This is a genomic window from Kitasatospora sp. NPDC042419 (assembly GCF_056437345.1).
This window is the reverse complement of the sequence record NZ_JBWKAW010000018.1, coordinates 1-13,553: the sequence shown is the minus strand read 5'-3', so window position 1 is coordinate 13,553 and position 13,553 is coordinate 1. Positions and strand designations below refer to the sequence as shown.

The window sequence follows — 13,553 nt, the reverse complement described above, 5'->3', positions numbered from 1 at the left end:
CGCTCCTGCGACAGGGGGAGGGGGACGGCGGGCGGGGCGGTGGTCAGGACGTGGCCTGCCACACCTCGATGGGGTTGCCGAGCCACCGCGTGTCCGCGGGGACCGACTCGGCGCGCATCACCAGCGAGGCCGGGCCCAGCGTGCTGCGCGCGCCCACCGAGCTGCCGGGCAGCACGATGCCGCCGGGCCCCAGGGTGGAGCCCTCGCCGAGGACGACAGTATCCATCCGCATGATCCGGTCGTGGAAGAGGTGGGTCTGCACCACACAGCCCCGGTTGATCGACACCCCGTCGCCGAGCGTGACCAGGTCCGCCTCCGGCAGCCAGTAGCTCTCGCACCAGACCCCGCGCCCGACGTCCGCGCCGAGCGCCCGCAGCCAGACGTTCAGCACCGGCGTGCCCGGCACCGCACCGACCAGCCACGGCACCGCCAGCACCTCGACGAAGGTGTCCGCCAGCTCGTTGCGCCACACGAACCCGCTCCACAGCGGGTGCTCCACCGCCCGGAACCGGCCCACCAGCACCCACTTCGCCGCCACCGCGACCAGGCAGGCCACCCCGCCCGCCGCGAGCAGCAGCAGGCCCGACAGCAGCGCCGCCGCCCACGGCGACAGGTCGACCGCCAGCCAGGACAGCGCGGCGAGCATCAGCGCGCCGAGCGCCCCCGAGGCCAGCACCGGCAGCAGCCGGCCCACCTCGACCAGCCCGCGCGCCCAGAGCAGCCGCGCCGGCGGCTCGTAGGTGAGGCTCTGATCGGCCTTGTCGGCCGCCCGGGGCAGCCGCATCGGCGGCATGCCCAGGTACGAGCTGCCCTTCTTCGCCTTCTCCGGCGTCGCCGACAGCACGCCCACCAGGCCGCGCTTGGGCACCGAACGCCCCAGCGCGGTCATCCCCGAGTTGCCGAGGAACGCCCGGTCGCCGACCTTCGCCTCGCCGAGCCGCACCCAGCCGCCGCCCAGCTCGTACGGCGCGATCAGGGTGTCGTCGGCCAGGAACGCGCCGTCGCCGACCGTGGTCAGGCTCGGCAGCGCCAGCACCGTCGACACCTCGGCGCCGCGCCCGACCCGCATGCCCAGCGCCCGCAGCCAGAGCGGCGTCACCAGGCCCGCGTACAGCGGGAAGAGGATCTCGCGCGCCTGGTCCATCAGCTGGGTCACCGACCAGGCCTGCCAGCCCACCCGGCCGTGCAGCGGGTGCACCCCGGGCACCAGGCCGATCGAGAGCAGCCGGACCGCCGCGACCAGCTGGGCCGCGTACACCAGGCCGTACGCCAGGGTGGCGGGCAGCAGGCCCAGCAGGGCGCCGCCGAGCGCCCCGCCCAGACCGTCCGCGGGGTCCACGAACCGGGACAGCACCGCGACACCGGCGAGCGCCGGCAGCAGCGGCAGCAGGCCGAGGGCCGTACCGCTCGCCCCGTACAGCGCGGACCAGCGGGCCCGGCGCACCGGGCGCTCCTTCGGCCAGGACCGCTCGGCCCGGCCCAGCTTGACGGCGGGCGCGCCGCCCCAGCGCTGGCCGGTCGGGACCTGCCCGGTGACGCTGGACCCGGCCACCACCTGGGCCTGCTTGCCGATCCGGGCACCGGGCAGCAGGGTCGAGCGGGTGCCGACCACCGCGCCCGGGCCGACCTTGATCTGCCCGACCTCCAGCCGGTCGCCGTCCAGCCAGTAGCCGCACAGGTCGACCTCGGCCTCCACCGCGCAGCCCCGGCCCAGCTTGAGCATCCCGGTCACCGGCGGCAGCGAGTGCAGGTCCACGTCCGGACCCACCTTGGCGCCGAGCGCCCGCGCGTACCGCACCAGCCACGCCCCGGAGAGCGAGGCGGCACCGCTCAGCTCGGCCAGCCGCTCGGCGGTCCAGAGCCGCAGGTGGGTGGAGCCCCCGCGCGGGTAGCTGCCCGGGCGCAGGCCGCGCAGCAGCAGCCGGGCACCGCCGGCCGCGACCGCGAGCCGGCCGGGCGGGCTGAACAGCGCCACCGCGCCCGCGCCGACCGCCCACCAGGACGCGGTCGGCGCCCACGTATAGCCGTCCAGGTGCGACAGCAGGTTGCCGAGCGCCAGCAGGGCGACCGTCCAGCGCAGCCCCACCACCGTGAACAGCGGGACCAGCAGGAGCAGCTGCAGCAGCTTGGCGCGGGTCGGGACGAGCTCGACCGTCCGGGCCTCGTTGCTCTCCGCCGCCGAGCGCTCCAGGTGCCGGGCGAGCTTGCGCAGCGTCGGGTGCTGGTAGATGTCCAGCACCGCGGCGCTCGGGTAGCGGGCCCGCAGCAGGGTGGTGAGCCGGGCGGCGGCCAGGCTGCCCCCGCCGATCGCGAAGAAGTCCTCCCGGGCGCCGCTCACCGGCACCCCGAGGATCTCGGTCCACTGCTCGGCCAGCCAGGCCTCGGTGCCGTACAGCTGCTCGGTGGGACCGGTGGACTCCAGTTCGGGCAGCGGCCACGGCAGGGCGTTCCGGTCGACCTTGCCGGAGGTGCGGGTGGGCAGCGTGTCGACTGGCGCGAGCAGCGGGACCAGCGCGGCCGGCAGCTCGGCCCGGAGCCGCTCCACCGCCTGCTCGCGGTCCCAGCCCTCGGTGGTCACCAGGTAGCCGACCAGCAGCTGGTTGCCGCCGCGCGCGGTGCGGACCGCGGCCGCCGCGCCCGCCACGCCCGGCAGGGCCTGGAGCGCGGCGTCGACCTCGCCCAGCTCGATCCGGCGCCCGCCGAGCTTGATCTGCTCGTCGGCGCGGCCGAGGAAGAGCAGGCCCTCGGGATCGGCCTGGACCAGGTCGCCGCTGCGGTAGGCGCGCTCCCAGCCGAGCGACGGCAGCGGCGCGTACTTCTCGGCGTCCTTCTCCGGATCGAGGTAGCGGGCCAGGCCGACGCCGCCGATGACCAGCTGGCCGGTGCCGCCCGGCGCGACCGGTTCGCCGGCCTCGTCGACCACGACCAGGTCCCAGCCGTCCAGCGGCAGACCGATCCGGACCGGGCCCTCCCCGGTGAGCAGCGCCGCGCACGCGACCACGGTGGCCTCGGTGGGGCCGTAGGTGTTCCAGACCTCGCGGCCCTCGGTGACCACGCGCTGCACCAGCTCGGGCGGGCAGGCCTCCCCGCCGAAGATCAGCAGCCGGACCTCGTTGAGGGCCTCGGCGGGCCAGAGCGCGGCCAGTGTCGGCACGGTGGAGACCACGGTGATCTCCTGCTCGGCGAGCCACGGGCCGAGGTCGGCGCCGCTGCGCACCTGGGAGCGGGGGACGGGCACCAGGCAGGCGCCGTAGCGCCAGGCGAGCCACATCTCCTCGCAGGAGGCGTCGAAGGCGACCGAGAGGCCGGCCATCACGCGGTCGCCGGGGCCGATCGGCTCGTCCTGGAGGAAGAGCGCGGCCTCGGCGTCGACGAAGGCGGCGGCGTTGCGGTGGGTGACGGCGACACCCTTGGGGCGGCCGGTGGAGCCGGAGGTGAAGATGATCCAGGCGTCGTCGGCGGGGGAGGGGCGGCTCCCGGCGGCGGTGTGGCCGGTGGGGGCGGCGGGTGCGGTGGCGGTGTGGCCGGTGCCGGCGGGCGAACCGGCGGCCGGGCCGGCGGTCAGGGCGATCGCCCGGTCGGCGCCGAGCACGGCGGCGACGGCGGCTTCCTCGAAGACGAGCTGGGCGCGCTCGTCCGGGTCCTCGGCGTCCACCGGGACGTAGGCGGCGCCGGCGGCGAGGACGGCCAGGATCGAGACGTAGAGGTCGTTGGTGCCGGAGGGCACGCGGATGCCGACCCGGGCGCCGGGGCCGATGCCGGCGGCGGCCAGGCGGCGGCGCAGCTGCTCGACCTCGGCGGCGAGCGCGCGGTAGCTGAGCACGGTGCGGCCGTCGTCGAGGGCCGGCTCGGCCGGGTGCCGGCGGACGCTGGCGTCGAGGATGTCGACCAGGGTGCGCGGGGCGGTCGCCGGGCGGCCCGGGTAGCGGGCCTGCTTTCCGGCGGCCTCGGCTTCGGCCGCGTCGGTGGCCTCGGCCGCGGCGAGCGCGGCGGACACGGTGGGCGCCGGCGGCGTCCGGTCGGCGGTCGTGAGACCGACGGCCGTGAGGTCCGCTTCCGTCTGGTCCGCTTCCGTCTGGTTCGGTTCAGCTGTCATGGCAGCCGTGCGCTCCTTGTCCTTGCCCCGTCCCGACCGATGCCCGGCCCTTGGGGGCGGTGGGAGCACTCGCCTGACCGGGTGACCCCACTCCGGGGCCGGAGCGGACAACCCGACCGATGGTAGCCCCGGGTGATGAACGGTGAACCGACCGACACTCCGCCCAACTGGCCTTGAAATGACCAAATCTGACTGTCAGTCAGTCAATAACTGTGTTGCTGTGAAATTGATGTGACGCACTGTCAGTCGTTTTGACGGTCCGTCAGGTATGAATTCCAGCCGTGACCCACGCCACATCGGATTGGCCCGTTCCGGGGTGACGGCCCCGCCGTACGGGGGCGGCGGGGCCGTCGGGGAGGTCCGGAACGGTTCAGCGGAAGCAGTGGAGGTGCTCGCCGAGGAATGCTTCCAGGGTACGCGGAGCGCGTCCGGTCAGCCGGGTGGCGACGTCGTCCGGCGCTTCCGGCCGGTCCACCGCGAGCTGCTGGATCTCGACCACGTGGGAGGCCAGCCAGTCCGGCATCCCGGCCCGCGCGACCAGGTGGGCGTGCAGTTCGGCCGGGGCCAGGTCGACGTACCGCACCGGTCGGCCGAGCAGCGAGCCCAGCAGCTCGGCGAGCTCCCCGTGGCTGTACGCCCGTCCGCCGGTCAGCGGGTAGACGTGGCCGGCGGCCTCCGGGTGGGTGAGGACGGCGGCGGCGACGTCGCCGATGTCCCGGCAGTCGACGTAGTTGCAGCGGGCGGCGCCCATCGCCCCGTGGATCATTCCGGCGGCCGCGACACCGGGCGCGAGCAGCAGCAGCTTCTGCATGAACGCGTACGGGCGCAGCACGGTGACCGTGCCGCCGAAGGCCCGCAGGCGCTCCTCGATCCGGTGGTGGCCGCGGGAGACGACGACGGGCGAGTCCGGTTCGGCGGCAGGGGCGGAGATCTTCACGATGTGCTCCACGCCGCTCCACTCCGCGAGGTCGACGGCCCGCAGCTCGTGCTCGACCTGCCGCGGTCCGTTGGCCATGGTGAGGAACAGCTGACGGGCGCCCTTGAACGCGGTGAGCAGCGACTCCGGGTCGTCGGCGTCGGCGGCCACCGCCTCGACCAGCGGGCGGGTGCGGTCGTCGAGTTCGGCCAGCAGCCGGCCCGGGTCGCGGCTGAGGGCGCGGACGAGGATGCCCTGCTCGGTGAGGCTGCGGAGGGTCGCTCCGCCGGTGGCGCCGGTGGCGCCCATGATGGCGATCATCTCTGGTCTTCCTTCGGTCGGTCTTGTGCTGCGGGTGTGGGTCTGGGAGCTGGTGCGGGGGGCTGGTGTACGTGGGGTGCGCGGGTGCGCGGTGGCGGAGTGGGGCGGTGCCCTGGCGTTCACGGGGAGGGGCGGGCGGAGGTCAGTGCGCCCGGTGACGGCGGGGGCGGGTGCCGCGCCAGCGCCAGGTGATCATGGTTGCGGCGATGGCGGCGGAGACCGGGAGGTCCAGCTGGAGCCGGGCCGGCCACGGGCTGTCGGCGAGGGCGGGAATCCGGGGCAGCCAGTGGGCGCCCGACCAGCCGAGCGCGAAGCCGAGCGCGGCGGCGCAGAGCCCGACGCCGACTGCGAGGAGTGCGCGCGGCGCGTGGGCGGTCCACGATCCGGCCGGTCGGCTGCGCAGCCGGGCGCCGACCAGGGCGGCCACCACGGCGGAGGTGCCGGCGATGGTGGTCGCGGCGGCTATCAGCAGCTGGCGCTGCCCGGTCGCCAGGCCGCCGGCGCCGGCCATGGCGGCCGGCATCGCGTAGGCGACCAGGACCTCGCGCCAGAGGACGAACGGGGGGTGGGTGCCGTCGGGTCCGGGCGGCGTGTTCTGCCTGCTGGGCATGAGAACTCCTGAGTATCTGGTTAGGCGGCTAAGTATTAGTGATTAGGTGACTAACTACATGGGCGTGAAGCGGGCCGGTGCCGACGTGCGGTCGGGGCGGCTCGCCCGCGTGGTCCGGTGGCGGCCGTCCGGCGGGATCGGTCGGCGGTGGGTGTGCGGCCAGCGGGTGATCGGTGATCGGTGAGTGGTGGGTGTGCGGTCCGTCGGCGGCCGATGGCCGGTGGCCGGCCGGCGGCCGACCGGCGGTCAGTCGGAGGTGAGGGCGCCCATGCCCTCGACCAGCCTGGCCAGCAGATCGAGGAAGACCGTGCGCTCCTCGACCGACAGGCCGTCGACCATGGCCTGCATGCGTGCGTAGTGCTCCGGCGCCATCTCGCGCAGCCGGTCCGCCCCGCGGGTGGTGAGGACCACCACGTTCCCCCGGCCGTCCTCGGTGGACGGTCGGCGGGCGACCAGGCCGCCGCGTTCGAGGCCGTCGACGAGGCCGGTCACGGTCGCCCGGGAGACGCCGAGCGAGGCCGCCAGCTGCGAGGGCGACTTCTCGCCGCCGTGGTCCTCCAGGTCGGCCAGCAGGCGGTAGCGGCCGGTGGAGAGGCCGAACCGGGCGAAGTGCGCCTCGCCGGCCTGGCCGAGTCGGGCGCCGGCGGCCATCAGGCGCGCGGCGACCAGGACGGCCTGCGGGTCGGCCGCCAGGCCGTACCGGGAGAGCTGCCGACGGGCCTGGTCGAGCGTGGGTGCGCCGCTGCCGGCCTCGGGGTGTTGGGGCATGGAAGTAATATGGTGCCTAACTAGATCATCGGTCAAGTCGGCCGGCCGGGCCGACCGCCCCTGCCCTCCTGCGGCGTCGGAGTGAGCGCAGTCCGCCGGCGTCGCGTGGTCGTGTCTTCGGCGGGCGCCCGTCGCCGACCTCCCCTGTCCTCCTGATGCGCCGCCCCTCGTCTCTCGCCCCCGCCTCTCGGGGTCGCGGCCGTCCGGATCCGCCGGCGCGTGCCGGGAGTCTGTTCGGCGGCGCCGACGGTTCGGTGACGGATGGCATCACGAGGGGGTGTGCATTCGGAAGGGTATTTGCAAACAACCTAAAGTCACACTAATTCGTATAGGGATTCACGCCGTCAAACGTCCGTGCTAGCTTGCCGGTGCCAGTTTTTCGCAGTCGGGGAAGTGGGGCCGGAAATGAGTCGTGGATTCTCCCGCCGAGGTTTTCTCGGCAGCACCGGAATGGCCGCCGCCGGCGTCTCCACCGCGTCGCTGGGCCTGGCCGCCGGCGCCGCCGGGCCTGCCGCGGCCGCACCGGTCGAGCTGCCCGAGGGGCAGAGCGTCCATCCCCGGGATCCCCGCTACGAGACGCTCAGCCAGGGCTTCAACCAGCGCTGGCGGAGCAAGCCGGCCTACATCCGGCTGGTCGGCAACGAAGCCGACGCGGTGGCTTCGCTGAGCACGGCGCTGGACCGCGGGCTGCGGCCCACGATCCGCGGCGGCGGCCACTGCTACGAGGGGTTCGTCGACAACGACAAGGGCGTCATCCTCGACCTCAGCACCCTGCGCGGCGTCCACGAGGGCGCCGACAAGTTCGGGGCGGCCACCTACTGCGTCGAGGGGGGTGCCACCAACTGGGACGTCTACACCACCCTGTTCCGCAAGTACGGTGTCACCATTCCGGCCGGCTCCTGCTACTCGGTCGGCGCCGGCGGCCACATCTGCGGCGGCGGGTACGGGCTGCTCTCCCGGCGGCACGGGCTGACGGTCGACCACCTGGTCCAGGTCGACGTGGTCACCGTCCGGGGCGGCCGGGTGGAGGTGACGCGGGCCCACCGGCGTGATCCGGAGGGATCGCCGGAGCGGGAGCTGTTCTGGGCGCACACCGGGGGCGGCGGCGGGAACTTCGGTGTCGTCCTGCGCTACCACTTCGCCCACGGCCTGCCGAAGCCGCCGCCGCGGGTCTGGCTGAGCAGCATCGCGTGGCCGTGGGCCGACCTGCTCAAGCACCCCGAGGACTTCCGCACCCTGCTGAACAACTTCGGTGCCTTCCTCGCCGAGCACAGCGGCCGCCAGGAATCGGTGTACCGGGGCCTGTTCTCCATCCTCCACCTCACCCACCGGACGAACGGGAACGTCGTCCTGTTCAGTCAGTGGGACGAGGACGATCCGGCGCCGCTGGACGCCTTCCTCGCCCGGGTGGAGGCCGGGATGAAGACCAAGTCGACCACCCAGACCCGGAGTGCCGGAAGGCTCTACCTGCCCTATCCGGAGAAGCGGCGCCAACTGCCGTGGTTCCAGGCGACCATGACGGTCAACGGTTCCGGCGACAACCAGCGCGGCAAGTACAAGTCCGCCTATCACCGGCGGCCCTTCCGGCCGGCGCAGATCGAGGCCTTCTGGACGTGGCTGACCAAGGACGTCCCCGGGATCGACCTCACCCAGACCCTGGTCCAGATCGACTCCTACGGCTGCGAGGTCAACGACCGCGGACCCGCCGAGACCGCCGTGCCCCAGCGCGACTCCGTCATGAAGCTCCAGTACCAGACCTACTGGACCGACCCGGCCCAGGACGCCGGCCACCTCTCCTACCTCCGCGGCCTGTACCAGGAGACGTACCAGGCGACCGGCGGAATCCCCGAGGTGGACACCGACACCGACGGCGCCTACGTGAACTACCCCGACACCGACCTGGGCGTGGCCGGCGACGCCCGGCCCGCCTACCAGCGTCTCTACTACAAGCAGAACTACACCCGACTGCAGAAGGCCAAGAAGCTCTGGGACGACAAGAACGTGTTCCACCACGCCCAGTCGATCACCCTGCCGTCCTGACCGCACACGCAGGGACACGTCAAGCATCCGGTAAAGGGATGATACCGGGATGAATGGGGGGAAGTGAAGAGGTCGTTTTGCTGTGCTTCCCTGGGCGCAGCAGGGCGGTCGAACTTGCCCGCCGGGCGGCCGCAGCTCCTTCGGGGCCGGGGTGAGCTCTCAGGTATCCGCGTATTCGCGAGGGTGTACTCGGATAGATGCTGACCTTTTGCTGACCTGAGCTGACGAGAAGTCAGGTGTGATCGGCATGAAGCGACAGCTGCTCACGCACCCTTGAGGGCGGCGGTTGACCCCTCTGCCGCCTCCACTGGCCCGCGCGAGATTCTGGCGGGCGGGCCTCGGCTCCAGTCGTCGGTCGGTGGGTGCAGGTGTCCAGAGCGGCGATATTCGAGGGTTGGCCCGCGGAGCTGCTGAGTGCCGATGCCCGGACCCGGCTCTCGGCGGCTGGTGAAGGAAACTCGGCCGCCGACCGAGTCGCTCCTCAACGTCAGTATTCGCCGAACCGGAGAGGCGTTCAGCGGTTCGGCTCCTTGCGGGCCCAGGGCGGGCGGGACTCTTTGAGCGCCGTTGCAGCGATGGCGAGCGCGTCCTCCAGTCGGTCGCGAACGGCTGCGGGCAGGGTGGCGGAGTCCAGTGCACAGGTGGCGAGAGCCCGTTTGAGGTCCTCGGCTCGGCCGGGGGCGAGGTGACGGCGGGTGTGGGGATGGGCGAGGAGGTCGCGCAATGCATAGCAGTCGCCGGATTCGCTCGTTCGGTCGATCAGGTGCCGTAGGAGGTCCTGGGCGGCGGGGTGTCTGGACAGGCGGCATCGAGAGCGGTCAGGGCGAGGCGGGTGGTGAAGACGGCCAGGCTTATGTCCGGTTCGAGTTCGAGGCAGTGGGCGATCGCCGCCTCGGCGGCGTGGTGATTGCCGGGACGGCACAGCGCGGTGAGCACCGCGGTGACGGAGCCCTCCCGGGGGTCGCCCGGCTCGGTCTTCTCCAGCAGCGCGAGGGCGCCGGGCAGGTCACCGGTGGTGGCGCCGGCGAGGACGGTGGCCTGGTGGCCGTCGAGGATGCGCAGGCCGATGCCGTGGAGCTCCTCGATGTGGCGCAGGGCCTCGTTCCAGCGGCCGGCGGAGGTGAGGGCGCGGGTGCCGTCGGCGATGACAACCCGCCACAGCCACTGGCGGACCTCGGCGCGCTGTTGGTCGGTCTCGGTGAGGCGGGTGGGGACGGTGATGCCGTCGAGCGTCGTTTCCGTGGTGGTGGTGACGGCGCGGTAGAGGTGGAGGAGGAGCTGGTGGCCGTGTTGGTGGCGGCCGGCGCGGATGTGGAGGCGGGCGAGGTTGACGATCGGCTCCAGGGCGCGGATGGCGCTCATCGCCGGGAGCGGGCCGCGGATGAGGTGGCGGGCGGCGTGGCGGTGGCACAACTCGCGGGCATAGTCGGGCAGGGCGAGGTCGGAGGCGAGGAGGGCTGCCTGGTTGAAGGCGGCGGAGGCCAGGCCCGGGTCGGCCTGTCCGGCGGCCGTGTCGGCCAGCTCGGTGAGCCGGCCGACACGGGCGCCGAGGGCCAGCACACGCGGGCCGGTGGCGGGCGACCAGCGGAAAGCGCTGGGCGACGGGACCGGTCAGGTGCACGTGGGTCACTCCCAGATGACGGTGATCGGGTGGTTAGGGCGGTCCAGGACGAAGCGGCCGGCGGCCGGGTCCGCGGTGGCGGGGGTGTCGGGGAGTTCGAAGCGCAGGGTCCGGCTGCGGAAGCCGGCGTTCCAGGTGCGGATCTGCTCGGTGACGAGGCCAGCCACAGGTCCTGGTACTCGTAGGTGGCGCCGGCCGGGATCGTCACGCCGGTCCGGGCCTCGTGGCGCCCGCTGTCGAGGACCCCGGCCAGCAGCTCGGTGTCGACGGCGTCGTGCTGGTCCTTGTGGACCTGGAGCGTGACGTCGCCCTCGCCGGTGAGGGCGACGGTGCGGCGGGCGTCGTCCATGCTCCCGCGCAGCGGCATGAAGACGGCGAGTTGGTCGTCGATCGACACCCAGCCGTTCTCGCAGCGTTCGAAGGCGATGGTGCGCGAGGCGGTGCCGCGAAGTCGCAGCGGCAGGACGATCCGCCCGCTGGGCTTGACCTGGCGGAGCCACAGGGTGGGCATCTCGCTGGTGCTCACTGTGGCGATCACCCTGTCGTACGGTGCGCCGTCCGGGTGGCCGAGCGCGCCGTCGCCGAGGACGACGTCGACGTTGGTCAAGCCGGCGTCGGCGAGGTGCTTGCGGGCACCATCGACGATGTCCTCGTCCACGTTCACCGTCACCACGTGTCCGTCGGCGTCGACGATGTGACCCAGGTAGGCGGCGTTGACGCCGGTGCCGGCTCCGGCTTCGAAGATCTTCTCACCGGGCTGAGGGTCGAGCTGTTCGAGCATCAGGACGACGATCGCGGGCTGGGAGGCGGCGCTGATTCGGGTGCCGGAGCCGTCCGCCTTGGTGTAGGTGGGGTTGTCCGCGTACGCGGTGTCCAGCGGGAAGCCGGGCAGGAAGTGCTCGCGGGGCACGGTGCGGAAGGCGGCCTCCACCGTGGCGGTGCGGATGGCGCCCTGGGCGAGAAGGCGGTCGGCGAGTGCGTCTCGCAGCCGTGCGGCGGACGGAGTGGCGGTTCGTTGCTGAGTGTAGTCATGCCGGTGACCCTAGTGGTTGTGTGGATGGTGGATTTCGAGGGTTCGGGGCTCTCGGCGGGGTGGAAGACGGCAGCCAACGCCCGTGCGGCCGTGGCGGCTTGGTAGTTGACCGGTAGGCCGGAGCGGTTGGCGTGAAAGAGGAGATGGTGCGCGAGGACGGCCCGAAGCCCGCGGGTGAGGAGGCCGTTGCGGGCGAGGCGGGCGAGGTCCTGACCGGCTTGCTGGAAGGCGTCGGCCCAGCCGCCGTGGTGGGCGAGCGGGGTGGTATCGCGGGTGAGTGCCTGGGTGTCTAGGCGCATGAGGTGGTGCACGGCGGCGGTCAGGGTGGCGGCTCGCTCGGGGGCCACGGGGGCGGGGGAGTCGCGGTGCATCGCGAACTGGGCCCAGACGGCGCCCTGCTCGTACCAGTCGAGTCCGGCCGCGCGGAGCATGGCCGGGACGAGGACGACGACGGTCTCGGCCCGGCCGAGCGCGGGCTGGCCAGGCCCGCGTGCTTCGCGGACACCTGCCCTCCGGACCGGGATCGACGCCGTTGCCCCTGTACCTGTGCGTCTGGCTGCGTGCGGGTCGCGTCCTCGACGGCAGCACGATTGGCTGCCTCCCGTAGGGTGATGGAGTTGTGGTGGAACTTCATCGGCCGATCCGGTGCCGAGATCGTACAGGCACGAAACGACTGGGAAAAGGGTTTGCGATTCGGTGAAGTCCACGGCCCTGCCGGGGCTCGGCTTCGCGCCCCGGCGCTCCCCGACATCCCGCTCAAGCCGCGCGGAAGGGTTCGCTGACCTGCGAAGATGATGACAAGATGCGTGCGGGGTGGGCTGCGGTATCGTCCGGCCTGCCTGTTTGGAACGTTGACTTCCGGGGATTCGGAGCAGTCATGCCGCCAGCGGCAGAACAAATGTGGGGAGAGGTCTTCGGTTCTCATTTCTGGCTGGGTGTAACAGGGCTTGGTCGGATCGATGCTGACCTCTTGCTGACTTTCCTGACAGCCCATCAGTCAATTGGTCTGGGCCTCATGGCATCCCCGTGTCATAGTGCGGCGACAGTGTGGTTCGGGTAGTCGGCGGGGCCGGCGGGTCGAGCACCTCGACGGGGCGGCGTACGCCGACGCCGTGTCGGAGTGCGCCGCCCGGGAGCGGTCCGGGCTGCAGGAGGCAGCCCCGGGCTCAATTCGGGTCGCGGTTGAACTGCGCCGTCGACCAGCGGTAGCCGAGCGCGGTCAGGGCGACGCACCAGGCGATCGCGATCCACCCGCTGTTGCCGATCCCGGTGCCGAGGAGCAGGCCGCGGAGGGTCTCGATGGCGGGGGTGAAGGGCTGGTACTCGGCGATCGGCTGGAACCAGCCCGGCATCGTGTCGGCCGGGATGAAGGCGCTGGAGATGAGCGGGAGGAGGATCAGGGGCTGTGCGCTGTTGGCGGCCGCTTCGGCGTTGGGGCTGGCCATGCCGATGCCGACCGCGAGCCAGGTGAACGCCAGGGCGAACAGCACGAGCAGTCCGAGCGCCGCGAGCCATTCCACGGGGATGGCGTGGTACGGGCGGAAGCCGATGGCCAGGGCGACGGCGCCGACGAGGACCACGCTGGCGACGCACTGCAGCACGCTGCCGACGACGTGCCCGATGACCACGGAGCCGCGGTGGATCGCCATGGTGCGGAAGCGGGCTATCAGCCCCTCGCTCATGTCCATGGAGATGTGGACCGCGGCCCCGATCACGGTGGAGCCGATGGTCATCAGCAGGATGCCGGGGACGATGTAGGCGATGTACGCGGAGCGGTCGGCGCCGCCGCCGCCGATGCCGGCGCTCATCACGTCGCCGAAGATGTAGACGAAGAGCAGCAGCAGCATGATCGGCGCGAGCAGCAGGTTCAGCGTGCCGGACGGGTAGCGCCGGGCGTGGAGCAGGTTGCGGCGCAGCATGGTGGTGGAGTCGCGGACGGCGAGGGAGAGGGAGCTCATCGGACGGTCTCCTCGGGCTGGTCGGTGGCGCCGGTGAGGGCGAAGAACACGTCGTCGAGGTCGGGGGTGTGGACGGTGAGTTCGTCGGCTTCGATGCCGGCGGCGTCCAGGTGGTCGAGGACGGCGCGCAGTTCGCGTTGGGTGCCGTCGTTGGGGATCTGCAGGGCCAGTGCGTCGTCGTCGCGGGTGG

At 72.7% G+C, this 13,553-nt stretch carries 8 protein-coding genes and 4 pseudogenes; 2 read left to right on the top strand and 10 right to left on the bottom strand.

The genetic code is table 11. From position 1 onward, the window contains the following. Nucleotides 1-43: 43 nt before the first annotated feature. The 4 genes from AC067J_RS28140 to AC067J_RS28125 form a co-directional block, all read right to left on the bottom strand. Nucleotides 44-4,096: a Pls/PosA family non-ribosomal peptide synthetase gene (locus AC067J_RS28140; protein ID WP_478303788.1), complete on the bottom strand. Its 4,053-nt coding sequence runs from the start codon at nt 4,094-4,096 to the stop codon at nt 44-46. Nucleotides 4,097-4,466: 370 nt separating this feature from the next. After that, nucleotides 4,467-5,333, bottom strand: a complete 867-nt coding sequence (locus AC067J_RS28135) for an NmrA family NAD(P)-binding protein (RefSeq protein WP_478303786.1) — start codon at nt 5,331-5,333, stop codon at nt 4,467-4,469. Between the two features lie 142 nt (nt 5,334-5,475). After that, nucleotides 5,476-5,943, bottom strand: coding sequence for a hypothetical protein (locus AC067J_RS28130; RefSeq protein ID WP_478303784.1), 468 nt, complete (start codon nt 5,941-5,943; stop codon nt 5,476-5,478). 246 nt (nt 5,944-6,189) lie between these two features. Continuing rightward, entirely contained in the window at nt 6,190-6,711 is a 522-nt protein-coding gene (locus tag AC067J_RS28125) for a MarR family winged helix-turn-helix transcriptional regulator (protein WP_478303783.1), read from the bottom strand. A gap of 450 nt (nt 6,712-7,161) precedes the next feature. Here AC067J_RS28125 and AC067J_RS28120 point away from each other — a divergent pair, with 450 nt between their 5' ends. Next, nucleotides 7,162-8,751 carry an FAD-binding oxidoreductase gene (locus AC067J_RS28120; RefSeq protein WP_478303781.1) on the top strand — a complete coding sequence of 530 codons (1,590 nt, stop codon included), beginning with the start codon at nt 7,162-7,164 and terminating at the stop codon, nt 8,749-8,751. A gap of 759 nt (nt 8,752-9,510) precedes the next feature. Here the strand turns inward: AC067J_RS28120 and AC067J_RS28115 are convergent. The 4 genes and pseudogenes from AC067J_RS28115 to AC067J_RS28100 all read right to left on the bottom strand — a co-directional run. Then, on the bottom strand, nt 9,511-10,311 hold the full coding sequence (locus tag AC067J_RS28115; protein ID WP_478304123.1) for a hypothetical protein: 801 nt from the start codon (nt 10,309-10,311) through the stop codon (nt 9,511-9,513). Nucleotides 10,312-10,377: 66 nt separating this feature from the next. Further along, a complete protein-coding gene (locus AC067J_RS28110) occupies nt 10,378-10,539 on the bottom strand; it encodes a hypothetical protein (RefSeq protein WP_478304121.1) in 162 nt (53 codons plus the stop codon). Nucleotides 10,540-10,583: 44 nt separating this feature from the next. After that, nucleotides 10,584-11,318, bottom strand: a pseudogene (locus AC067J_RS28105) (methyltransferase domain-containing protein); the annotation flags it as partial. A 221-nt stretch (nt 11,319-11,539) separates the two neighbouring features. Next, nucleotides 11,540-11,836: pseudogene (locus AC067J_RS28100) on the bottom strand (methyltransferase, FxLD system); the annotation flags it as partial. Nucleotides 11,837-12,022: 186 nt separating this feature from the next. Here AC067J_RS28100 and AC067J_RS28095 point away from each other — a divergent pair. Further along, nucleotides 12,023-12,187 (top strand): annotated as a pseudogene (locus AC067J_RS28095) (pirin family protein); the annotation flags it as partial. A gap of 384 nt (nt 12,188-12,571) precedes the next feature. Here AC067J_RS28095 and AC067J_RS28090 read toward each other — a convergent pair. Next, nucleotides 12,572-13,363: an ABC transporter permease gene (locus AC067J_RS28090; protein ID WP_478303779.1), complete on the bottom strand. Its 792-nt coding sequence runs from the start codon at nt 13,361-13,363 to the stop codon at nt 12,572-12,574. After that, nucleotides 13,360-13,553: pseudogene (locus tag AC067J_RS28085) on the bottom strand (ABC transporter); the annotation flags it as partial. The gene AC067J_RS28090 and the pseudogene AC067J_RS28085, both read right to left, overlap by 4 nt.

Excerpts from the sequence above, each read along its gene's own strand:
- AC067J_RS28090 (WP_478303779.1), bottom strand. The coding sequence starts at position 13,363 with ATGAGCTCCCTCTCCCTCGCCGTCCGCGACTCCACCACCATGCTGCGC.
- AC067J_RS28140 (WP_478303788.1), bottom strand. The coding sequence starts at position 4,096 with ATGACAGCTGAACCGAACCAGACGGAAGCGGACCAGACGGAAGCGGAC.
- AC067J_RS28135 (WP_478303786.1), bottom strand. The coding sequence starts at position 5,333 with ATGATCGCCATCATGGGCGCCACCGGCGCCACCGGCGGAGCGACCCTC.
- AC067J_RS28120 (WP_478303781.1), top strand. The coding sequence starts at position 7,162 with ATGGCCGCCGCCGGCGTCTCCACCGCGTCGCTGGGCCTGGCCGCCGGC.
- AC067J_RS28130 (WP_478303784.1), bottom strand. The coding sequence starts at position 5,943 with ATGCCCAGCAGGCAGAACACGCCGCCCGGACCCGACGGCACCCACCCC.
- AC067J_RS28125 (WP_478303783.1), bottom strand. The coding sequence starts at position 6,711 with ATGCCCCAACACCCCGAGGCCGGCAGCGGCGCACCCACGCTCGACCAG.